The following is a 21,040-nucleotide window of genomic DNA, read 5'->3' as shown; positions in this document are numbered from 1 at the left end:
CGACCGCGTTGAAAGATGCATATTACACAACGTTTAGCGACGTATTGATTATAAAGTGAATCACGTTGGTGAGTCGTATGCCTTAGTAGGGCACGTGCGGTTCGATAAAGGGAGCCATTAGAGTGGTTCCCCTATCTTATTATTACGGGTTAGTTTCTGTTCTCTTACTCCTTCTCCATTAGACTCATGAAGAATTGTTCCCAAACTTTTGCACAATCTGTCCATTTCCAACACTTTAGAACAGACTGACGAACGTTGGCGCCCATCGCTTTTCGTTCATCAGGATGGTCAATCATATACTGTACAGCCTTCCGTATGGCTGAACGTCTGCGTTTAACGATAATACCGTTACGATGAGATTTAATTAATTCGGGTACAATTCCAACCTTAGTTGTAATAATCGGAATACCGGAAGAAGCAGCTTCAAGAATCGGCATGGGGATATGCTCCGAACGACTGGAACAGATGAATAGGTCTAAACTCTGATAGAACTCCACCATTTTATCTCGGGGTGCATAGTTATCAAACAGAGAACGAACTTCCAATTGAACAGGTAATCCCTTGAGAGCTGAGATGACCATGTCATATCCTTTGAGCTCTCGATTGTCAATCCGATCAATTCGACCGACCCAGCCAACTTTAAGCAGTTGGGGAGTATGGTTGTTCTTCTTCATTGGGGTAAATAGCTTCTCATTCACACCTACGGGGGTTTTATGAACGGTGCGAATGTGTTGGAATTCATGTATAAATTCTGAAGATGCCGAGTTTACCCCCCGCAACTCTCTGATGAAGGTGATGAATTCGGGTTTGAACTTTTTTTGATCGGTCATGTGTTTTTCGAATATTCGTCTTGAGGTAATCCCTGCAGCTATTTTATTTAAAGGGACATCCATTTTATGAATTTTGAGTGCGATATCAAGCGACATCGCATAAATAAGATCAAATCGGTTGCGATCGCTTAGTGTGACTTGAGGGAAATATTTTAAGTGAAATTGAATTTGCTCCATAGGCACATTCATTATATCGTTAGCCCTGTGATCGAAAGCACAGAAGGGGCGGTCCGCCCCCAACAATACGGATCGTACTTTATTTTTACCCAACGTCCGCCCTCCAGTCGTCAATGGTTATAAGAGACTTGCGTCCTTTGTGAGAATCGTATTCATGCTAGCAATGATGAATGCACGAAATCCTAGCACATTTATGTTCATATGGTGCCGGATTTTGTTGGGGTGGGGGGCCATTTCCTTATCCAGCAAGTTCTTTAATGAATTCGGCAGCACTTTCGAATGTCGGATTTCTTTCTTGAGAAAAGCGATCGTTTCGTTCTGGTTCAGAAGATCTTTGGTTCTTGCTGTAGAGCGGTATTGTGCATAATCAATCCCTGGATTGACGGCATTGGCAATATCCTTAAACAATTTCTTGCTTGTTCGCAGGTGGTCGGGTAATTTCCTTGCTTCTAAAATGATTCTTCTAGACAGATAAGGGTTAGCAATTTCTACATGAGACAGTTTAAGGTCATTCAGAGCTGCGTGTATCGAAGGAATTCTGTATTGATGGAACAACCGATCACGCCATAAGGGGATCGATTCCGTCTTCTTTCTATTTAAATGGTGCGGTAGCAAATTCGGTGCTATTCCGATTTGATGCAAACGGTCGGTCAGATTGACAAAGTCAGTGAGAAGCGGCATACCCACCCTGAATCGAACATCTTGTTCGTCTTTGCAGGGCACATAACCAAATCCTCCATCCCCTCTGATGACTCCTGACACCCCTTGGGCGTGTAGTTTGTTCCAAAGATTAAAACCATCCGCATAACCTGAAAAGTGATCAATTCTCCCTTCTCCAATGGAAAGAAAACGGTCGAACAACGTTCTGAGGGACAGATGAGCTGATATGTCTGTCGGATAATATTGATGCGGACAGCCAATGTAATCGGCGATTTTTTTGGCGATATAGGCATCTGAATTTTTCACCTTGATCGAACTTTTCAGCCCCCAAGTAAGGGTATTGATTTTCTTAGGGTTCGGTAGATGCAACAAGATCGTCCTGCTATCCTGTCCTCCGGACAGGAGGAGTGCCCACTGGGCATAATCGATCCGCATCGAATTCATGGTGACCTCTATCGCCTTTTTCAGCCGTTCATAATGATCCTGATAACGAAGATTGGATTCTTGGAATCGAACGGTTCCCTGCTCCAGTCTTGCTGTCCATGATTCTCTGTTTAATATAAACCTGCTATTCCCCGGTAAGCATTTAATTCTCTTATCCCATGATAATCCTGGCCCCAGAGAACCTGTCGATAATATCCAAGAGTAGACATTTCTGTCGGGACGGTAACTACCCAAGTAAGCAATAATCATTCGTTGAGAGGTGGATGCGATAAACAAATCTTTGGTGTGTACATACCATATTGTACGTGATCCAACATAATCGGCAATGGCTTCCATTTCATTTGAATTGCCACGAATTAACGCGTAAGTGCCATCGGGAATTTTGCTCCCGGGTTGATGCCACTCTGATGGCGATCCAAGAAGATTGCCCAAGCAGACACTAGCTGCTTTGAGCATAATCGAGGGGACTGGATTGAATATTCCGATGATCACGTTATCATTAGCCGTCACGATGGCAGGGTGGGGATCAAGGTTATCTGGAGTGAGATTGTCACAGACGCGCTTGACCCGATCCTTCTCTACCGCCATCGACGATGGGTTTCTTAAACAAACGTAAATTACTTTGGACAATCCTTGTACCTCCTCAATAGTCGGTGTAATACTTTAAGTTCCATAATAGGATTGTATTCTCGGATCTTTCGGAACAAGGGGTCCGAATAGAAGTCTAGCAATTGATTTCTTAATAGGGGATACGGTGGTGTTTCTACAATTTGCTCCGTGCTTCCCCTTTTTAGATATATGTTGAATTTTTTCTCGTGATCGCCAGTTCGGAAAATACCCAAGTGGAAGCCATGATGCGGTCTATAGGGGTGATCCTCTATTTTCCCGAAACCGAAACCATCCTTCATTAATTGATACAGGAACTCTTCGTTCGTTCCCATCGGTTGAAGCACTTTATTTAAAATTTCTTTTTCTTTTCGGTAATATTTGATCATCGACTGCATGGTCTTATAATATGGTTTCACTCGGAAGAAATGTAATCCTGTTAACCTCTTGGAATTGGGTCTAATTTGGTTGCTGAAAGGCAAGTTGATCTTATCACAATGCGCTAGATGTCCTTCTAATAGTGTGGGTGATTCTTTGACAATTAAAAAATCGACATCGCCAATATACGCATTTTCATAATCCTTGTATTCACTACGAGGAATCAAAAATCTCATCGCTTTCCCGACTTTGGCATCCGTTATATGATGATCGCTAAAATAATGTTCCTTTATTTCAAAATGGTCGGACAAATTTCTTCTAATGAGGTGAAGACACTTATTTTCATTGCGGGAGAGAGGTTTATTGGTAAATACTTTCACATAATACTCGGGGTAACTCTTGAGTACGCTATATACATAATAAGGTATGAATCTTGTGTAGCTCCCAAATACGAATACGGAGACGCAGAGCGGTTTTTTCAAAGCTGAACCTCCTATTCACATCGTTTATACATTTAATGCTGCTCATGATGAAATGGAAACGGCTTAAACCCAAAAATGAATAGGAGTGACTCAAAACGAAAGAGCAGGATTATCCTGATTCTGTCATTAAGTCAAAAACGGAATTATGAGAATGCTCAAATAAATAGTTCATATATACCCTTCAAACCTTAACAACACTGCATAACATATATCAAACTTTACTAGATTTAAGGAGGGTGACACTCTATGAAAATACTTCTTACAACAATATATGCCTATCCGCCGAGAGGCGGACTCGGGAAATACATGCACGAGTTAAAGGCGGGACTTGAAAAAAACGGCCATGAAGTAGAGATATTAGCTAGGCATCATGGTGAATACTATCTCACAACATCGAACGGGCGTTATCTTATAAAAAGAAAAAAGTCCAGCGGTAGAAGCCATCCATTATTGTCTTCAGGTTGGGTAGGCAAAAGAGTATGGAAGTTTCTTGATAAAATTCAGGATGAGGCTAAGAAATATTTCGATGCAGTTCGATCCATAGATTTGGAACAATACCAGGTTATTCATGCTCAGGAAATCATCTCTGCCAGCGTACTGGATGTCTACAACCCCCGCTCAACTCCAGTAATACTCACTTTGCACGGCTGCGTTACGGCCGAATACTATTATTACGGACTCATAAAACCCGGCTCTACGGGATGGAATCTATTATCCTCCTTCGAATCAGAGGTTATTCAGCGAAGCGATAAAACCATTGTACCTTCGAGATGGCTATTGAATGTGTGCCTAAGATGCGGGATCCCTACAGAGAATATCCAGGTCATTTCCAATGGAATCGATATTCCGGCCTTTAAGCGTCAGATGAACAAAAATACTGGACTCAGCAGTCCATCAAATAAAAAGATTATTATATGTACCGGACGGCTTGAAAAAGTCAAAGGTCAGCATGTATTGCTTGATTCCTTGGCACAGTTGAAAAAGAAACGGAGCGATTGGGTCTGCTGGATTGTCGGAAAAGGAGGCATGGAAAAAGCGCTTAAGAAAAAATCCAAACGGCATGGTCTGGGGAAATATGTTAAATTTTTGGGACGGCGCGACGATATTCCCGCCCTATTAAAACAGGCAGATATTTTTGTAATTCCTAGCCTCGAAGATAACTATCCTTACTCATTAATCGAAGCTCAAGTAGCCGGTAAAGCGATAATAGGCTCCAAGGCTGGGGGGATCACTGAAATGGTGGATCACTCAGAGAACGGACTCTTGGTCCCTCCAGGCAACAGTCAAGCGCTTTATCGAGAAATGAAGAAGCTGCTTGAGAATCGGGGAGTGCGTAAACGACTAAGCAGCAATTCCGAATCATGGAGCTTGAAACATTGTTCGCTAAGCACGATGACCAAGCGGGTATTAAATGTGTATACCCGTGCCATGAGTATGAAGTCGGCGACAAGGAGTGGGCAATGATATGCTGGACAAAGGACTTTCTATCGTAAAGCTGGATAGGAACAATATGCAACATTATTTATCAGACTTAATTGAAGTGGAGCATCTGGTTTATTTAAAGCGAGGACACTTATACTCAACCGAAGAATGGGGAGAACGTCAATTCCTTGCTGATCTGCCGGGGAAATATGATTTAAGCTATAGCGTTGTGAAGAGTGATATCGATAAACTCACGGCCTTCCTGATTTGCTCCGAACCGATTCCAGGCGTTTCTCACGTACATCGGGTCGCTGTGCATCCCCAGCATGCCGGTCATAATATAGGCAGGAAGCTCATGTATAGAGCTTATCAGGATTGGAAGATAATGCCCCAATATAAGACGTTTACGGCCATTATTCGAACGGATCATAAAATATCGTTACCCTTTGCCAAGCTGCTGGGGGCAAAAATTGCCGACAAAGCCTATATGACCTGCCATTTTAGCGAAATGGGGAGGTCGAATGTCCACATATTTGATGATCATTTTCAGGATGATTACGGGATCAAGTATGCATTGATTTATTTAGACAAGTAAGATCATCATGATGGGAGGAGGACGAGATGTCAAAGAGGATATGCGTTTATCAACCCAATGTCTTTCCCCCCCTTCACTACTTCAATAGAATCATGAACAGTGACATCTGGGTTATGCTGGATGATGTCCAGCTTAATAAGAAGGTGGGGCAGACTCGGTTTTCTTTGAAAATAAACGGATGCGAGCATTTGTTTACGATACCGATACCTGGCGGAAATCGGGTGAAAATCAATGCAGCCTCCATTGCATACCACCATGATTGGATCCAGAGGCTGCAAACGACACTTCACCATGCTTATCGCAAAAGCCCATATTTTGAGATGCTCTGGTCAGCTGCCATTGAATATATTCATCATCATCAAAGACTAAATTCCAGTTTTCAGATGTTCTGCGAACAATTCACGGTGGATATGCTGCGAAAATTGGGGTGGCATGGGGAGATCATTGGCTCTGCAGGCCTAGCAACTGAGTTTAAAGCTTCCGAGCGCATCGCGGAGATTGTTTCTAAACTGGAAGGGAGTCAGTATATTGGTGGTGGGATCGGTTTTGAGCTATACGTTGACCTCAATCATTTTCGGAGTCGTAATCTGAGCGTTATCGTACAAGACTGGAAATGCCCTGAGTATCCTCAGGGCAAAGGGAACTTTGTAGGGAATCTATCCATTTTGGATCTCATTTCCAATGTGAGTCTGGATGACGCGAAAGAACTGCTTCTGGCTGGGGGAACAACCGGCTGGAAGAGGTATGAATAAATGCGCTAGAAATCACGAGATCGATGCTCGTGATTTTTTTTTAGAATCAGATAGTAGAAGGCCAATCTACGGAGATCAGCTAAAATGGTTGTCAATCGTGATTCATTTATTCGCAGAATGTTAAATCGTGTATACGGAATGTTAAATCGCGTTTTTTTAATGTCATGTCGGAGGTCCTCCACATAGGATATAAAAGGAATACGGAGTGGAGGATCGCGGATATGGTGAAAACAGGAAATTCGGAAGGGTTCGAGCAAGGTCGTACGGATGGATTTAAAAAGGGAAAAGAAGATGGATATAATAAAGGGCTTGAGGATGCACAAGCCTTATTGGCAAACCCGCCTCTTAACGATATAAGTCTGAAGTGGCGGGAGCTTGGATGCGCTGATCAGATTGCAAGCCATTTCGGTTCTTCCGTTGTTTTGAACGACGGAAATATGGAGTGTTTGAAAGAAACATTCAAGAGTGCAATCTGGAAACTCGAAATTACGGCAAACGGACAAAAATATCCAATGATTTTAAAGATATTCAAAGCACCCGTGAACGAACAGAAACTTATCGAGTTAAACATGTACCGAAAAGCAACCCATATTTTATCGGATCTGATACCTAACATATATCTGATCGTGGAAGGTATGAATGGTGATGATGTATGGGTATTCATGGAGTTCGTCCCTCAAGTAAAGGGTCAGGTTATCTTTACACCTGATTATTTCGACCGGATTATCCCTTCCTTGGCGAAACTTCACGCGTTAACCTATAACGACAATTTTTATAGTCATTGGGAAACATTCGAGGAATGGCTCCCGCTTTACGATTCCCCCGCCTCAACGCAAGAACGCCAGAAAACGCATCAAAGAACTATAGAATATCTGGATAAGGCAATGGAACGTCCCGAATTAAAGGCGAGGCTGGAGTCTAGCTACGTTAATGTCCGTACCATGTTACAAAAGGGACCTATTTATTTTCCCGAGCTTCTGCAGGCAGGTAAAAGCATCATTCACAATGATCTGCAAACACCGAATATCGGCTGCCACAATGTAGCCGAAGAGAACTGGAACATTAAGTTTATCGATTGGGAAGGTGCACGTTTCTCACCTTGCTGGTTCGATATGTTTAATTTAATGGGTGTGTTTTTTGCATACCGCAAGGACTGGAGAGGCGACGAATATGCCGTAATTGAACGCTGTGCGCCTTTATATGCCGCAGAAATGCTCAAATATGGAATTCGGTTCGATACCGACCCGGTTACGTTGTACAAAATGGCTTATTTGCAGCGCGTTTTGGAACGCAGCTTGTTCCAGCAGCTTTTTTGGGGCGTGGAGGATCTGAAGACGGTTCATTTATTGGATCATTATCTAGAAAGAATCAATGTGTGGGGTAAGGAGCTCGGGTTATATTAATGCCAATGGTTTTAGCGGGATAGGGATCCGGGAGTATCAGAAACATTGGCATGATGGCCAGGTCAAAGCTCTGAAAACAGGAGGGAGGTATAGGAATGAATCATGTGTTAACCCGTTTAGATTTAGCGGATTCTCTACTGTGCTCCCTTCCCTCCAGGAGTCGGATTGCAGGAAGCCCGAAGCTTCCAAGCATTCGAACCTTCCGAATACGAGTTGACAGAACGATGCCCTTTGAGTTTGTTGCCAATTTGATGTCTCCGTTTTGCGGATTATGGGAGGCTGATGTCTGTTTTGATTACTCGGATTATGATAGCGCTCTGTCCGGTATTGGAGGGGAAGCTCAGGCGGATGTATATATCATCTGGTTAGATTGGCGGATTTACGCCCGCTCTATGAGTGCACAAGAAGCTGGACAATGGCTGAATGAACGGATCGTTAAACTGCGAATGGTAACGGATAAACCGATCTGGATAAATAACTGGCCGGAGTCCTTGGAAGATGCCGATAGGGTGCTCAGCTTCCGTGCCAGCGACCGTGGATGGTTCCGGAAGTTAAATTCGTTTTTGTTGGAGGCGGTTGAGAACAACACGGGCTGTGTTCTGATCGATTTAGCCCAATTGGCCCATGAAGGCACCGAATCCTTCTATGATTATCGGAACGAAGAAATCAGCAACTACCCATTTTCCAATCAGGCAACAACGATGATTTCCCGTCACCTTGGCGTCCAACTCTTGCCCGCTTCCTTGGTTCCAAGGCTTAAAGCGATTGCACTGGATCTAGATGATACGCTATATCACGGAGTCCTGGGAGAAGAAGGAGCTGAAGGGGTAACGTTAACGGAAGGCCATCATCGGTTGCAAAGGCTGCTGCTTCAACTAAAACAATCAGGAATTATGCTTACCTTATGCAGCCGAAATGAGGAGGAAGATGTTAAAGCACTGTTCGATGCGCGCACCGATTTTCCGCTGAGATGGGACGATTTTGCCGCTGTTCGTGCAAATTGGCAGACAAAAGCAGAAAATCTGAATCGGCTCTCTCAAATACTGAATATCGATCCGTCTGCCTTCTTGTTTGTGGATGACAATCCGGCGGAATTGGTGAAGATGGCTGCAGAATTACCGGAGGTGCGCCTTCTCCGTGCCAAACGAAACGGTGAAGAAACGATGCTGGGTTTATGTCATTTTCCCGGATTGTATCAACTTCACCGGGATGACATTGCCGTATCCCGAACAACGGATATCCAGGCCAATCAGGCAAGAGAGAAGATCAGGCAAACAGCATCGGATTACCATTCCTATTTAGACAGCTTGAACATGGTCATTACCATTTATGAGAATGAAGCTTCCCATGTCAAGCGGCTGTATGATCTAAGTCATAAAACAAATCAGTTTAACCTGGCTTTAAGGCGTATGACAGAAAATGAAGCAAATGACGTTATGGACGCCTCCAAATACGTTACGATTACGGTTGGCCTATCGGATATACTGTCAGACAGCGGAATTATCGGCACCTTTGTATGCAGGTTGGATGGCGAACAAGCGCATCTAATCGAGACGCTTTTTAGCTGCAGGGCGCTTGGACGTGACATTGAAACGGTAACCTTTGCCTGGACCTTGGAGAAATTGATGGATCGCGGAGTGCAGCGTATCCACATTGAGATGTCCCAGGGGCCGCGGAATGCCCCCGCCTTGGACTGGATAAAGCGTTTTGTTGAGGGCTCGCCGGAACAGCTGCCGCTTAGGGATCTCTATGCACGTGTAAAAGCTGCTTGCGGGAACCATCCTGCCAGAGTGGAGGTAAATCGATGACGGAAATACGCAAACAAATTGGGTCGATCTTATCCGAGGTGTTGAACACCCCGATACCGCCTCATGGTAATCCAAAGCGGGAAGAATTGCCGAATTGGGATTCTTTAAAGCATATGGAGCTCATTCTTCGCCTTGAAGAGCAGTTCGATGTTCGCTTTTCCATCAGGGAAGTAGCGGGTATTCAAAGCTTGGATGACATCGCCAGGATCATTGAGGTGAAGTCGTGAACCACAACATCACCGTTGAACGTTTCGGCATTCGATTAAGACCGATTACGATGGACGACGCCGAATTTATTTTCAAGCTAAGAAGGTCCCCTGAGTTATCGAAGTACATCGGAGAAATCGACTCCCGTTATGCTGTGCATGAAGCATGGTTGAAAGAATATTTTCATAGAGAGGGCGATTATTACTTCTGCATTGAGCTTCTCTCGGGAGTGCCGATCGGAACCATCGCGATCTATGATATTGATGGTCAAGCCGGCAATTGGGGAAGATGGATCATTTCCGATTCGATCCCAGCCGCTCCTGCCAGCGTATGGCTTATTTTTCACGTTGCGTTCGATATTCTGGGTTTGTCCAGTGTGTTTTCCAATACGGTTATCGAGAATGCGAGCGTCGTTTCTTTTCATGATCACTGCGGGCTGCCGCGAACCGGAATCGAACGCAATGGCCTGACGATCAGGGGGGTCCCTTACGATATGGTTATTCATACGGCTACGAAGGAGAACTGGCCAACGGTACAACAACGTTTAGAGAAGCCCGCCATTTTAGCGGAGCGTCTGCTCGGGGAGAATTCGGAAGGATAACGTTCGTTACGAAAAAAATCGCATAATACCAGTTGATGACAGCGATACACTCGCTGTCATTTCGTTGTTGATCAGTCCTTTTTTAGATTCGGATGGCGGGTATTTAGCATAATCTTTCTAAAGTCCAAGAACATTTTTTAAGAGTTTCATATAAATATTAATAGGAAGTGAAAGGACAGGCTTTCCGCTAACATCTAGTTAAAGGGAGGGTGAGATTATGCTCGAATCAGGAAATGAGAGAATTCTCATATTTGTACCACATGCTGATGATGAAGTATTGGGATGCGGTGGATTGATAGAAAAGGCTTGCAGATATAATAACACTGTCAAGGTTGTTTTGGCATCGGTTGGAAACACATTTTTTTGGCACAGAGAGAAGCCAGTGAGTAAAAATTCACGTAAGAAGGAGTTTTTTGCAGCGTTGAAATACCTAGGATGCCATGACTGGGACATCATGTATGATGATAAAGAGAGTATTCTGGATACAGTTCCTAAAAAAGAAATTGTAACAAAAATTGATAAATATTTAACAGGATTTAATCCTACTATGGTATTCCTGCCTTATCCCAGCTTCAATCAAGATCACAAGGTACTATCTGAAGCTTGTCTGACAGGCCTGCGGCCGATTCCTGATCGGCACTATAAAGTTATTGCCATGTACGAATACCCTCTTATTGTTTGGCAGTATCCAAAGTTAGCTGACGTTGGAGAATTGTACTTGGATATAAGTGATACGATAGACAAGAAGATAGAAGCATTACGTAAACACAAATCACAGCTGCGGGAACCCCGTCATTTGATTTCTCCGGAATCTGTACGGGAATGGGCAGCTAAACGAGGAATGGAAGTAGGATTTGATTACGCAGAGAAATACCATTTGATAAGAGCTTTGTTATTTTAATTCTAGGGAAGGAAATGATCAAGGTAAATAGCTTGAACCGTACCCATGGTTCAGGCTCTTGGTCGTGTGCCCCACTACATATGCTAGCCACATTGAAAAGGTTTTTTATAAATGCAAGCAAAATGAATCATAGTTGCATAGATATTATGTGAATGATCTAATGCATTCGCCGTTCACCACTTAAGATATGATTCATAATCTAACAATAAGAGGAAAGCCGACACGACAAAGGGGTGAGTCCGATAGTTTCAATCATAGTTAGTACCATGAGACCTGATTTTATGAATAATATATTCCAAAATTATGTACGCCAGAAAGTAAAAAACAAAGAAATGATTATCATTTTAAATCGAGATGATATGGATATTAAATATTGGAGGAAGATGGCTGGTAAACATAAGAGCGTAACCGTTTATAAGGTGTCAGAGAAGTATAACTTAGGTGCCTGCTTGAATTATGGTATCAAGAAAGCAAAATACAATGTCATTGCAAAATTTGATGATGATGATTATTATGCTCCGTGCTATTTAAAGGAATCACTTGATGCTCTTGCTCGCAGTAAAGCGTCTATTGTCGGGAAGCATACGGCTTTTATTTATTTTGAGGAGAAAAAAGCCCTAATGCTATTTAGAGATGGAGGCGAAAGGAAGTACCGAAGAAAGGTTAAGGGAGGAACTCTTGTATTTAAGAAGGATGTATGGAATAAGATTAAATTCGATGAGAAGCAAGTAAATGGGAGCGATTCGGATTTTTTAAGAAGGTGTAAGAGAAAGGGGTATAAAATTTACTCGGTGTCTAAACACAATTATGTGTGTATAAGGAGAAAAGATATTCATTCGCATACGCAAAAAACGAGTACGGGGAACTACATGGCCAGATGTAAATTAGTCAGGTATACCAACAATTTTATCCCGAGAATTACCCGTGATGATGTCGTTTAGCTAGGGTATCGCTACGAAAGATGGTCTAAGGTAAGGTGATATATGAAAATTGCGGTGATAGGTACAGGATATGTCGGGATCACTACAATCGCTTCGCTTGGAGAATTAGGCTATCAGCTCATAGGTGTGGATCAGGATGATAAAAAAATAGATCAATTGAAAAAAGGTAGGCTTCCAATCTATGAACCCGGTGTGGAATCTGTTATACAGTCGTTATTAAAACAGCAAACCCTTGAATTCACTAATAGGGTGGAAGAAGCTGTGGATAAAGCGGAGGTATTATTCATTACGGTTGGCACTCCTTCCGTGACAGATGGCCGTACGAATATGAAATACATTGATGCCGTAGCTATGGAGATTGGCCGACATATTAAAGAACATAGAGTCATAGTCAATAAAAGCACTGCGCCAGTCGGCACTACGGGCCGCATAGAATCCATCATTAACGATCAATTAATTACGAGAGATTATACAGTAACGTTTGATGTGGTATCTAATCCCGAGTTTTTACAGGAAGGAATGGCTTTACAGGGTGCGAGGAATCCGTATCGAATTATTCTCGGCTGCCAGTCGCTTAAGGCTACCGAGGTTATGCTAAAGCTGTATCAAAAAATCGATGTGCCTAAGCAAATTACGAGTCCGCGAGAAGCGGAAATGATAAAGTATGCTTCGAATGGGTTTCTAGCCACGAAAATTACGTTTATCAATGAAATAGCTAGGTTATGCGATCGTCTGGAGGTAGATGTAACCGAAGTAGCCAAAGGGGTTGGTGCGGACAAAAGGATAGGGGACTATTTTTTGTCGGCGGGACTTGGTTATGGAGGATCCTGTTTCCCTAAAGATATCTCCTCCCTTATCATGATGGGGCGCGAAGCCGGTGTGGAAATGAATCTCTTAAAAATCGTCCAAGAGATCAATCAAACGCAAACGGACTGGTTTATGAACAAGATTAAAGAAACGATGATGGATTTGAAAGGAAAACGGATTGCGTTACTGGGTTTAGCCTTTAAACCCGACACCGATGATATCAGGGAGGCGCCTTCGTTAAGGTTATGTCGAAGGTTGCTAGAAGAAGAGGCGATAGTAGTTGGATTTGATCCTGTCGCCAACCATAAAGTAGAAGAGCAGGTTCTCGATATTTCTATCGCGAATGATGCTTATCAAGCAGTCGAGGATGCAGATGCAGTTGCGATTTGTACGGAATGGAAGGAGTTTTTACATCTGGATTGGCGGAAAATAAAGTCTTTAATGAAAGGAACCCTGATTTATGACGGCCGTAACGCTCTAGATAGAGAAATGCTGAAGAGTGTTGGTTTTCAATATTGGGGTGTAGGAAGAAATTGAATGATAGTGGAGTCAAGATAGACCTTTCTGAGGAGTCAGGAAGGTCTATTTGTTTGAGTGAAAATTACAACAAGACTTTACTATAAATCAGCATCGGGCAATAGATTTCGAGCAATATATCGGATTCTTTTGAACTATGCTTATAATGGGGATTATATCCAAAATATAGACTTTAAATAAGAGAGTCTTTAAGATAAAAAGACCGCTCGCATTCTATACGAGCGGTCATATTCTAGATTGGCTGACATTTAAATGGCAACTATGTTATTCAATTCCCGCCTCCCCCTAAGCGGATGATTTTACCTCTTCCGGTAAGGCCTCTTGTAATATTTCGTGCATCATAGATTAGTGATGCATGTTTCACAATAAACTCCACCGGCAGCTGGGAATGATCGGTCGCGATGATAACGCAATCCGCGTTTGCGAGATTTCCCTCGGTGAGATCGATGCTTTGATAGGTTACACCATCCAATGTCATGCGTGATATTAGAGGATCATGATATTCCAGATAACATCCTTCCTGAGTTAATAGACGCATGATTTCAATTGCCGCGGATTCGCGTATATCATTGACATCCTTCTTGTAGGTAATGCCGATAACAAGAATCCTGGCTTCCTTCCAATTGGAATGAATTTGCGCTTTAACTTGATTCACAATATAAGCAGGCATTTTCTGATTTATTACTGCGGACGATTCGATGAAGGAACTATGCAGCCCTGCTTCCTTCACCTTCCATTGAAGATACAATGGATCTACGGGGATACAGTGGCCTCCTGCTCCAGGACTCGGAAAAAACTTCGTAAAACCGTAGGGCTTCGTACCGGCAGCATCGATAACTTCCCATGCATCAATTTTTAGATGATCACATAGCGTCGCAAATTCGTTAATAAACGATATATTAACATAACGATATGTGTTTTCTAATAACTTTGTCAGCTCTGCCGCTTCTGTCGAAGATACTTTTATGACTTGGTCAAAGACCAAGCTATACAGTTCATAAACTTTTTGCGCACACATTTCCGTGATGCCGCTGATCAGCTTTGGTATGGCCTGGAACGTAAATTGCTGGTTGCCGGGATCAATGCGTTCAGGGGAGTAGCCAAGATAAAAATCTATGCCTGCCTTAAGGCCTTTTTTCTCCAGCAATGGTTTCAATACATCTTTTGTAGTGCCCGGATAAGTAGAGCTCTCCAGAATGATCGTTTGTCCTTTTTGAATGTGCTCATTTAACATATTCCCGGCACTTATTAAGAAACTAAGATCAGGAACGTGTTCTTCATTTAATGGTGTCGGTACGCAAATGATGATGGCATCAACATCGGCAACAACACTGAAATCATTCGTGGCGGATAAATTTCCCGAGATCACCTCGGAATGAAGGATATCGTCTGATATATCAAGCAAATAGCTCTTGCCTATCTTTATTGAATGAATCTTATTGAGGTCAAGATCGATTCCGCTCACTTGGTAGCCTTCCCTCGAGAACGTCAGCGCGAGAGGAAGTCCTACATATCCAAGGCCGATTACGGCAATTTTACGATTCAAGTTTATCCCACCTTCACTGTTCGAATAATGCTATAGTATGCGGTGTTAAATATACTTGATATGGGATATATATCACTATTTACCAATGAGTGGATAAATAAAAGTGATTTAATCGTTTACAAATTCATATAAATTTGTTTTAGATCCTTTGCCAGCGAACGAGAGTCGTAATAATCCTCTATATACTCCCTGCTAGCCAATCCAATGAGATGACGCAACCGTGGTTTCAGGATAAGCTGCTCAAGCACACGATAAAGGTTGTTCGGATCCACATTGACAATGGGCAGCAGAGGCGGGTATTTATCCCTCAGCTCTTCGCGAATATAGCACAGCACAGGTTTACCAAGCGCCATTCCTTCTAGTCCAAACACGCCGAACGAGCCTTGAAGAAGCTGATCGATGATAATATCTGCCTTGCGGTAGCATTGAATCGCATTGTCATGTGTCATATTCTCTACCAATTGAAAGTCGAACTGTATGTTATTTCTTCGAAGACGTTCAACGGCTTCTAAAACATATTCAGTGCCCTTCAAATAGGGGTTTGTCGGTGCATGTATAATTAACGGACTTTCGCTATCTTTGGATGGATAAACGGGGATGAATTTATCCAGCGTGATGAACTGTCGGAGAACGTGGACATATTTGTAATATTTTTCGATATAAGGATAAAGTTCATAATCAGCAACAACTGCGTGGTCGATGTACTCCGACAACTCCTCTAGTTTATGTCTAATTTTGTTCTCCTCCCTGCGCCGCCCACCTTTCACACGTACAAACGGATTGCCGAAGCTGCTGGCGACGGAGAACATGCGTACGTCTGAGCCCCGGTGCTGAACCACTAATTTCTTGCCGTGGTTTTTAAGAATGGCTAAGTCCGACCTGTCCTTGAAGAACGTCTCACCAAAATGAAAATGAAACACATCGTATTGCTCAATTGCTTCAGCCAGAAACTCTTCCCGTTGCTTTTTTCTTTCGGCACCGCTTAACCGTTCCAAGTGCAGGCATTGATCAGGCTGTTGAAGAATACTTCGCTCCCTGAAATGGCAAGAAGTAGCATCGACACCGATATCACGCAATGCAGCGCACATCTCGATCATCTGCCTGCCAACCGGCAGGTGAAGCACTTTCACCCGGATTCCTCCTCTTCATATTGATAAATGCCATTAAGGCTAATTGCTTCAATAGTTTATGTTTATTAACGAATACACGATTGGGCAAGCGTTAAATCGGCGATATATATACATACGCCGTTTCACTAGGAACGCGGGGACATATATTATCCTATGATTTGTCATGGGGAGGTGAAAATATGTCTATCCTTGTCACGGGTTGTGCCGGCTTTATTGGTTCACATGTTACTGCTAGGCTTCTGAAAGAAGGACATCTAGTTATCGGACTGGATAATTTGAATGACTACTATGATGTTACCTTGAAGAAAAGCAGGCTCGAGTTATTAAAACGTCCGAACTTTATTTTTCAGAAGGGGAATTTAGAGGATCGTGACGGGATTGAGCGACTGTTTAAGCAATGGGAGCCTAAGATCGTAATAAACCTGGCTGCACAGGCAGGTGTTCGGTATAGTTTGGAAAACCCGCATACCTATATCGATTCAAACATCGTCGGATTTACGAACATTTTAGAAGCTTGTCGCCATCATAAAATTGAACATTTGATCTATGCTTCGTCCAGCTCGGTTTATGGGTTAAATACATCCTTGCCTTATTCGACGGCAGATACGGTTGATCGTCCCATTAGCCTATATGCCGCAACTAAGAAAGCAAACGAGCTTCTCGCGCATACGTATAGCCACCTTTTCGGTTTGCCTACGACGGGATTACGATTTTTTACAGTGTACGGTCCGTGGGGTAGACCCGACATGGCCCTGTTTATTTTCACGAAAGCGATCCTTGAAGGTTCGCCGATCCACATCTACAATAACGGGAAGATGAAACGGGATTTTACCTACATTGATGATATTGTCGAAGGGATCGTTCGTTTGATTCCCTTGAATCCTAAACCGAATCCGACTCCTTATAAGGTTTACAATATCGGTAACCATAGCCCTGTCGACTTGATCGCATTCATAGAAATCATCGAAAAGAAGCTGGGCAAAGTGGGAGACAAGCGTTTCATGCCGCTTCAACCCGGGGATGTCCCGGTAACTTATGCAGATGTTTCGGACCTAATGAAGGATACCGGTTTTAAACCGGATACGCCAATTGAGATTGGCATCGGAAATTTTATAGATTGGTATAAGGCATATTACCCTATTTAAGTGAGCGTGACGAGAATGAAAATACTTTTGGTGCCTAATGATCCTGGATGGGCTTTCGATAACCGGGCGAAGGATCTAATGGCGCTCAAGTGGAAGGGGATTCGATTTGATTTAAAGTATCAATGCGAAATCAAGTCCATTGATCACAAAAATTATGATCTGATCTATCCGCTCTCTTTGACGATTGCCCGAAAGTTGAATCGTGGAGGCGTCCCGTTTAACAAGATGGCAACAGGGATAACGTCAATTAGAGTTTATGAAAAGCAATTGATTGACAAGGGAATGTTCAAACCGGAATTTTTGCAATTTATAAACAAAATGCGTGGGATTAATGCCTGGTCAGACGAGATCGTTCGAACATTTAAACCTCATACCCCCATATACAAAACTCGGATAGGTATTGATACAAATTTATTTAAACCAAGGCGTAGAAGAAAAAAGGATTCCGATACGTTCAAGGTAGGCTGGGTAGGCCGGATAGATGAAGCCAAGCATCGAGAACTGAAAGGATATGACCTCGTGCTTAAGGCACTGAAAGGATTGGATGCAAAGCTTGAAATAAGATCCTATAAAGAGCATTACGTGCCGCGGGTCAAGATGGTAGACTTCTATCAGGATATTGATTGTTTCATATGTTCAAGCCGATCTGAAGGTCTTCCGAATCCCGTTCTGGAAGCAGCCGCTTGCGGTGTGCCTATCATCACGACAAAGGTAGGAATTGTTCCTGAATTGATTGAACACAAAAAGAATGGGATTATTATTCCGAGAACAGCTGAAGCAATGAGAAAGCAAATTAAATATTTGATGAAACATCCAGAGGAGTGTAAAAAGTTCGGGACAAATATCAGGGAAACGATCGTTAATAACTGGACATGGGACATTTGTAAAAAAGACTGGGAGGCATTCTTTAAGTCAGTCGTTTAGTGAAAAAGAAAGGAGGGATAGAAGCCGAATTTCAAACAAGGAAGCGGGCATAGCTTCCTTGTTTCTATCGAGAAGTGCTAGATAGGGGAATAAAATCCGAACGTTTCAGGAACACAGAATCGATACAACTAGGGGTGAGATCAAATTAGAGTACTATATCTTGTACCAAGGCCAAATGTAGGAGGATTGCAGACAACGCTGCGAAACCGAATTCTCGCACTCCAAAAATATGGCGTCAAATCGGAGGTCGCTTTTTTTGCTCGAGGTGATGGTGAATATATCTTCAACGATATCCCCCATTGCTTCATAGAATCCGTGGATCACTTTAAACGAAAGATTAATGACGGGAACTACAATTATTTGTCATTTATCTACTCCCTAGAATATCTTCCGCATGTACCTGATCGTTTTGCCGGAAAAATTATATATGAAGTGCGCGGATGGAATACACGCATTGCTCAGTACATCAGCAATCTCAATCAATACGGAAGAGTGGACGGCATTCTATGTATCGCCGAGTATTTGAAACCGATGGTTAGGCGGTTAGCGCCGAATATTCCGGTCTTTGTGGATGGCAATACGGTACATCCGATGTTTCATTATCGCAAGCCATCGGACAGAAGTTGGAAGGAATGCCCTGCTCCTCAAAAAGACCATAAAGTTATCGCATATGTTGGAAGGATTGAACGCAGTAAAAACTGGCGGGAATTTGTACGAATTTGTGCAAAGTTGAGAAAAACAGAAATTATAGAGCCTTGGATCATTTGCAATAGAGATACAACTAGAGAATATCCGAGATTACTCAGAAAAAGCTCTCGGAAAGGACTGGAGAATGTTCTTAAAGTAATTAGCCATGTACCAAATCATTATATGCCGGAAGTTTACTCTATGATAAGAGATACAGGAGGTTGCATACTATCGACATCTACTAGAGAAGGATTAGGTAATCACATACTTGAGCCAATGGCGTGTGCGCTTCCAATTGTAAGCTCCAATGTACCTGGGAAAAATGAGATCATTACGCATAGACAAAATGGTTTGCTTTACCAACTTGGAGATATTGACAATTCTGTTCGGTATGTCAAAGAAGTAATAACTGACCAACGTTTACGTGATACGCTCCAAAAAAATGGTCTACGAAAAATAAGAAAGGAATTTAATGAAGAGAAATATGCAAATCGTTACTTGAAGATATTATCCAAACTTTCATAAGTTTCATAAACCAAGCCGGGCAGTTAAACTGCTCGGCCTGTTATTATACCACATGAATATGCTTGGCTTGTGAATTACATGTTTCATAATGGAGCTGTTGTTCACAGGGCAATACTCTTACACTATTAACCTATCGGCGGACTTGCCCGCGAATTTCACCATCCGGATTTTGGATCGTATGAACATTCACATAGGCATTGCCACGCTCGAATTCACGGATCAGATCTCGAATCGTTCTGCCTTGCAGAGGACCGATCAAATCCTGATTCGTCAATATTCCCTGGACGACTCCCCGTCTTACGGTGATACCGAATTTTGATGGCCCGAACAAAAAGGCGACAATGGGACCGTTTTCTCCGACTCTTCCGAGATGAATATGAGCTTGGGTAACACGGCTAATATTATTGACCACAAGTCTGAACCGAAGTTGGGTACCCGTTCTGTTGACCCGAAAAACCGTATTTCCAAAGGCTATCGTTCTAACAGGTGGTACCTCGTTTCTACCTAATAATGATGCCCTGAATGTTCTGATAGGTCTTCACTTCCTTCCTTTTTGATGCTCTAGTTTATTCAATTTCGATAGAGTTGGTATGTTTATTGGTCCATTAGCTCAACCCAATTTTATTTCGGTGTAAGGTACGAACGCCGTTACAGTAAATAAACCTATACATAAAATGAGGAGGAAGTGTTCTTAATCCCAACTTGGCAGGTGAGAAACATGTCGAAACGAAGTCCTGCGAGTCCCTTTAACAGAAAAAAGAGGAGAGGATCCTTGTCCCCGATCATAAATGCCGAGTTTCCTAAGGTATCCGTCATCATTCCTGCCATGAACGAAGCGAAGACCATTGCGGCAGTCATTCGGCAAGCCAGCCAAGTGCACGCCAACACAGAGGTTATCGTTGTTGCCAATGGTTCAACGGACGGTACGGCAGAAATTGCTCAGAGCACCGGAGCGAGGGTGATCCACCTGCCGTTTCCGCTCGGTCATGACGTGGGACGAAGTATCGGCGCTGCAGCGGCTAGAGGAGACATCTTGCTGTTTACCGATGCAGACATCGTAATCAAAGCAAGTGATATGACCCCTTTGACAAAAGCCGTAGAAGAGGGGGTGGACGTGGCTTTGAACAAGTATTTGGGTCCGACCGATAAACATCACGTTCACAGCGTTATCCTTGCTAAGCATACGTTAAACATTTTGGTATCCAATCCCGATTTGAAAGGAGCTTCACTTACAACCATTCCACATGCAATGAGCCGAAAAGCGGTAAATCTGATTGGTATCGACAATTTGGCCGTTCCTCCGAAAGCTCAAGCCATGGCCATTTATAATGGCTTGAAGGTACGGGGGATTCATTACGTGGATGTAGGAAAAAGAAATCCCAGGAGGGGTAGAACCAGAGGGAATGATCCCCTTGAAACCCTGATTGTGGGGGACCATTTGGAGGCAATAAATTGGTTAATCTCTCAATCCGGCATGCGGGGGAATCGATCAGATCTCGCACGAAAAAGAGAAAGCGTGTGGTGATGAGATG

20 protein-coding genes are annotated in these 21,040 nt (G+C 43.0%); 14 read left to right on the top strand and 6 right to left on the bottom strand.

Annotated features, from left to right (window positions below; translation table 11 throughout):
• Nucleotides 1–164: 164 nt before the first annotated feature.
• The 3 genes from RB298_RS02005 to RB298_RS01995 are packed head-to-tail and all read right to left on the bottom strand — an operon-like array spanning nucleotide 165 to nucleotide 3,577.
• Nucleotides 165–1,100 (bottom strand): glycosyltransferase family 4 protein, encoded by a 936-nt coding sequence (locus RB298_RS02005; protein ID WP_486045465.1) that lies wholly within the window; start codon nucleotides 1,098–1,100, stop codon nucleotides 165–167.
• A 24-nt stretch (nucleotides 1,101–1,124) separates the two neighbouring features.
• Entirely contained in the window at nucleotides 1,125–2,741 is a 1,617-nt protein-coding gene (locus RB298_RS02000) for an adenine nucleotide alpha hydrolase family protein (RefSeq protein ID WP_486045463.1), read from the bottom strand.
• A complete protein-coding gene (locus tag RB298_RS01995; RefSeq protein ID WP_096775332.1) occupies nucleotides 2,729–3,577 on the bottom strand; it encodes a hypothetical protein in 849 nt (282 codons plus the stop codon). Before RB298_RS01995 ends, RB298_RS02000 begins: the two co-directional genes overlap by 13 nt.
• Nucleotides 3,578–3,823: 246 nt before the next feature.
• Here RB298_RS01995 and RB298_RS01990 point away from each other — a divergent pair, with 246 nt between their 5' ends.
• The 10 genes from RB298_RS01990 to RB298_RS01945 all read left to right on the top strand — a co-directional run bounded on the left by RB298_RS01990 (nucleotide 3,824) and on the right by RB298_RS01945 (nucleotide 13,551).
• Entirely contained in the window at nucleotides 3,824–5,041 is a 1,218-nt protein-coding gene (locus RB298_RS01990) for a glycosyltransferase family 4 protein (protein ID WP_096775333.1), read from the top strand.
• 1 nt (nucleotide 5,042) lies between these two features.
• Nucleotides 5,043–5,594: a GNAT family N-acetyltransferase gene (locus tag RB298_RS01985; protein ID WP_096775334.1), complete on the top strand. Its 552-nt coding sequence runs from the start codon at nucleotides 5,043–5,045 to the stop codon at nucleotides 5,592–5,594.
• Between the two features lie 26 nt (nucleotides 5,595–5,620).
• The gene (locus RB298_RS01980) at nucleotides 5,621–6,346 is read left to right on the top strand and encodes a WbqC family protein (RefSeq protein WP_096775335.1); all 726 of its coding nucleotides are present in this window, start codon (nucleotides 5,621–5,623) and stop codon (nucleotides 6,344–6,346) included.
• Between the two features lie 221 nt (nucleotides 6,347–6,567).
• Nucleotides 6,568–7,749: a phosphotransferase gene (locus RB298_RS01975; RefSeq protein WP_096775336.1), complete on the top strand. Its 1,182-nt coding sequence runs from the start codon at nucleotides 6,568–6,570 to the stop codon at nucleotides 7,747–7,749.
• 392 nt (nucleotides 7,750–8,141) lie between these two features.
• Nucleotides 8,142–9,557, top strand: coding sequence for an HAD-IIIC family phosphatase (locus RB298_RS01970; protein WP_375120644.1), 1,416 nt, complete (start codon nucleotides 8,142–8,144; stop codon nucleotides 9,555–9,557).
• Nucleotides 9,554–9,784, top strand: a complete 231-nt coding sequence (locus RB298_RS01965; RefSeq protein ID WP_009591683.1) for an acyl carrier protein — start codon at nucleotides 9,554–9,556, stop codon at nucleotides 9,782–9,784. The genes RB298_RS01970 and RB298_RS01965 overlap by 4 nt, the downstream gene beginning before the upstream one ends.
• On the top strand, nucleotides 9,781–10,365 hold the full coding sequence (locus RB298_RS01960; RefSeq protein WP_375120643.1) for a GNAT family N-acetyltransferase: 585 nt from the start codon (nucleotides 9,781–9,783) through the stop codon (nucleotides 10,363–10,365). The genes RB298_RS01965 and RB298_RS01960 overlap by 4 nt, the downstream gene beginning before the upstream one ends.
• 217 nt (nucleotides 10,366–10,582) lie before the next feature.
• Nucleotides 10,583–11,266 (top strand): PIG-L deacetylase family protein, encoded by a 684-nt coding sequence (locus tag RB298_RS01955; protein WP_096775340.1) that lies wholly within the window; start codon nucleotides 10,583–10,585, stop codon nucleotides 11,264–11,266.
• 233 nt (nucleotides 11,267–11,499) lie between these two features.
• Nucleotides 11,500–12,207, top strand: a complete 708-nt coding sequence (locus tag RB298_RS01950; RefSeq protein ID WP_255250582.1) for a glycosyltransferase family 2 protein — start codon at nucleotides 11,500–11,502, stop codon at nucleotides 12,205–12,207.
• Nucleotides 12,208–12,249: 42 nt separating this feature from the next.
• Nucleotides 12,250–13,551: a UDP-glucose dehydrogenase family protein gene (locus tag RB298_RS01945; RefSeq protein ID WP_096775342.1), complete on the top strand. Its 1,302-nt coding sequence runs from the start codon at nucleotides 12,250–12,252 to the stop codon at nucleotides 13,549–13,551.
• A gap of 268 nt (nucleotides 13,552–13,819) precedes the next feature.
• Here RB298_RS01945 and RB298_RS01940 read toward each other — a convergent pair whose 3' ends face one another.
• Nucleotides 13,820–15,097: a nucleotide sugar dehydrogenase gene (locus RB298_RS01940; RefSeq protein ID WP_096775343.1), complete on the bottom strand. Its 1,278-nt coding sequence runs from the start codon at nucleotides 15,095–15,097 to the stop codon at nucleotides 13,820–13,822.
• Between the two features lie 116 nt (nucleotides 15,098–15,213).
• Complete coding sequence (locus RB298_RS01935) at nucleotides 15,214–16,227, bottom strand: glycosyltransferase family protein (RefSeq protein ID WP_096775344.1); 1,014 nt, start codon at nucleotides 16,225–16,227, stop codon at nucleotides 15,214–15,216.
• 179 nt (nucleotides 16,228–16,406) lie between these two features.
• Here RB298_RS01935 and RB298_RS01930 point away from each other — a divergent pair, with 179 nt between their 5' ends.
• The 3 genes from RB298_RS01930 (at nucleotide 16,407) to RB298_RS01920 (ending at nucleotide 19,508) form a co-directional block, all read left to right on the top strand.
• The gene (locus tag RB298_RS01930) at nucleotides 16,407–17,372 is read left to right on the top strand and encodes an NAD-dependent epimerase (RefSeq protein ID WP_096775345.1); all 966 of its coding nucleotides are present in this window, start codon (nucleotides 16,407–16,409) and stop codon (nucleotides 17,370–17,372) included.
• Nucleotides 17,373–17,387: 15 nt separating this feature from the next.
• Nucleotides 17,388–18,296 (top strand): glycosyltransferase family 4 protein, encoded by a 909-nt coding sequence (locus RB298_RS01925; RefSeq protein WP_096775346.1) that lies wholly within the window; start codon nucleotides 17,388–17,390, stop codon nucleotides 18,294–18,296.
• A gap of 186 nt (nucleotides 18,297–18,482) precedes the next feature.
• Nucleotides 18,483–19,508 carry a glycosyltransferase family 4 protein gene (locus RB298_RS01920; protein ID WP_096775347.1) on the top strand — a complete coding sequence of 342 codons (1,026 nt, stop codon included), beginning with the start codon at nucleotides 18,483–18,485 and terminating at the stop codon, nucleotides 19,506–19,508.
• Nucleotides 19,509–19,638: 130 nt separating this feature from the next.
• Here RB298_RS01920 and RB298_RS01915 read toward each other — a convergent pair whose 3' ends face one another.
• The gene (locus RB298_RS01915; protein ID WP_096775348.1) at nucleotides 19,639–20,040 is read right to left on the bottom strand and encodes a CHRD domain-containing protein; all 402 of its coding nucleotides are present in this window, start codon (nucleotides 20,038–20,040) and stop codon (nucleotides 19,639–19,641) included.
• Nucleotides 20,041–20,226: 186 nt separating this feature from the next.
• On the opposite strand from RB298_RS01915, the gene RB298_RS01910 reads away from it, so the two are divergent.
• Nucleotides 20,227–21,033 carry a glycosyltransferase family 2 protein gene (locus RB298_RS01910; protein ID WP_375120639.1) on the top strand — a complete coding sequence of 269 codons (807 nt, stop codon included), beginning with the start codon at nucleotides 20,227–20,229 and terminating at the stop codon, nucleotides 21,031–21,033.
• The last annotated feature ends 7 nt before the right edge of the window (nucleotides 21,034–21,040 follow it).

The organism is Priestia sp. BR_2, from assembly GCF_041954005.1.
Classification (GTDB): Bacteria; Bacillota; Bacilli; order Paenibacillales; family Paenibacillaceae; genus Paenibacillus_AQ; species Paenibacillus_AQ lautus_A.
This window is presented reverse-complemented; position numbering and strand designations above follow the sequence as displayed.

Excerpts from the sequence above, each read along its gene's own strand:
- RB298_RS01910 (WP_375120639.1), top strand. The coding sequence starts at position 20,227 with ATGTCGAAACGAAGTCCTGCGAGTCCCTTTAACAGAAAAAAGAGGAGA.
- RB298_RS01955 (WP_096775340.1), top strand. The coding sequence starts at position 10,583 with ATGCTCGAATCAGGAAATGAGAGAATTCTCATATTTGTACCACATGCT.
- RB298_RS01945 (WP_096775342.1), top strand. The coding sequence starts at position 12,250 with ATGAAAATTGCGGTGATAGGTACAGGATATGTCGGGATCACTACAATC.
- RB298_RS01965 (WP_009591683.1), top strand. The coding sequence starts at position 9,554 with ATGACGGAAATACGCAAACAAATTGGGTCGATCTTATCCGAGGTGTTG.
- RB298_RS01985 (WP_096775334.1), top strand. The coding sequence starts at position 5,043 with ATGCTGGACAAAGGACTTTCTATCGTAAAGCTGGATAGGAACAATATG.
- RB298_RS01930 (WP_096775345.1), top strand. The coding sequence starts at position 16,407 with ATGTCTATCCTTGTCACGGGTTGTGCCGGCTTTATTGGTTCACATGTT.
- RB298_RS01980 (WP_096775335.1), top strand. The coding sequence starts at position 5,621 with ATGTCAAAGAGGATATGCGTTTATCAACCCAATGTCTTTCCCCCCCTT.
- RB298_RS01925 (WP_096775346.1), top strand. The coding sequence starts at position 17,388 with ATGAAAATACTTTTGGTGCCTAATGATCCTGGATGGGCTTTCGATAAC.
- RB298_RS01970 (WP_375120644.1), top strand. The coding sequence starts at position 8,142 with ATGAGTGCACAAGAAGCTGGACAATGGCTGAATGAACGGATCGTTAAA.
- RB298_RS01975 (WP_096775336.1), top strand. The coding sequence starts at position 6,568 with ATGGTGAAAACAGGAAATTCGGAAGGGTTCGAGCAAGGTCGTACGGAT.
- RB298_RS01990 (WP_096775333.1), top strand. The coding sequence starts at position 3,824 with ATGAAAATACTTCTTACAACAATATATGCCTATCCGCCGAGAGGCGGA.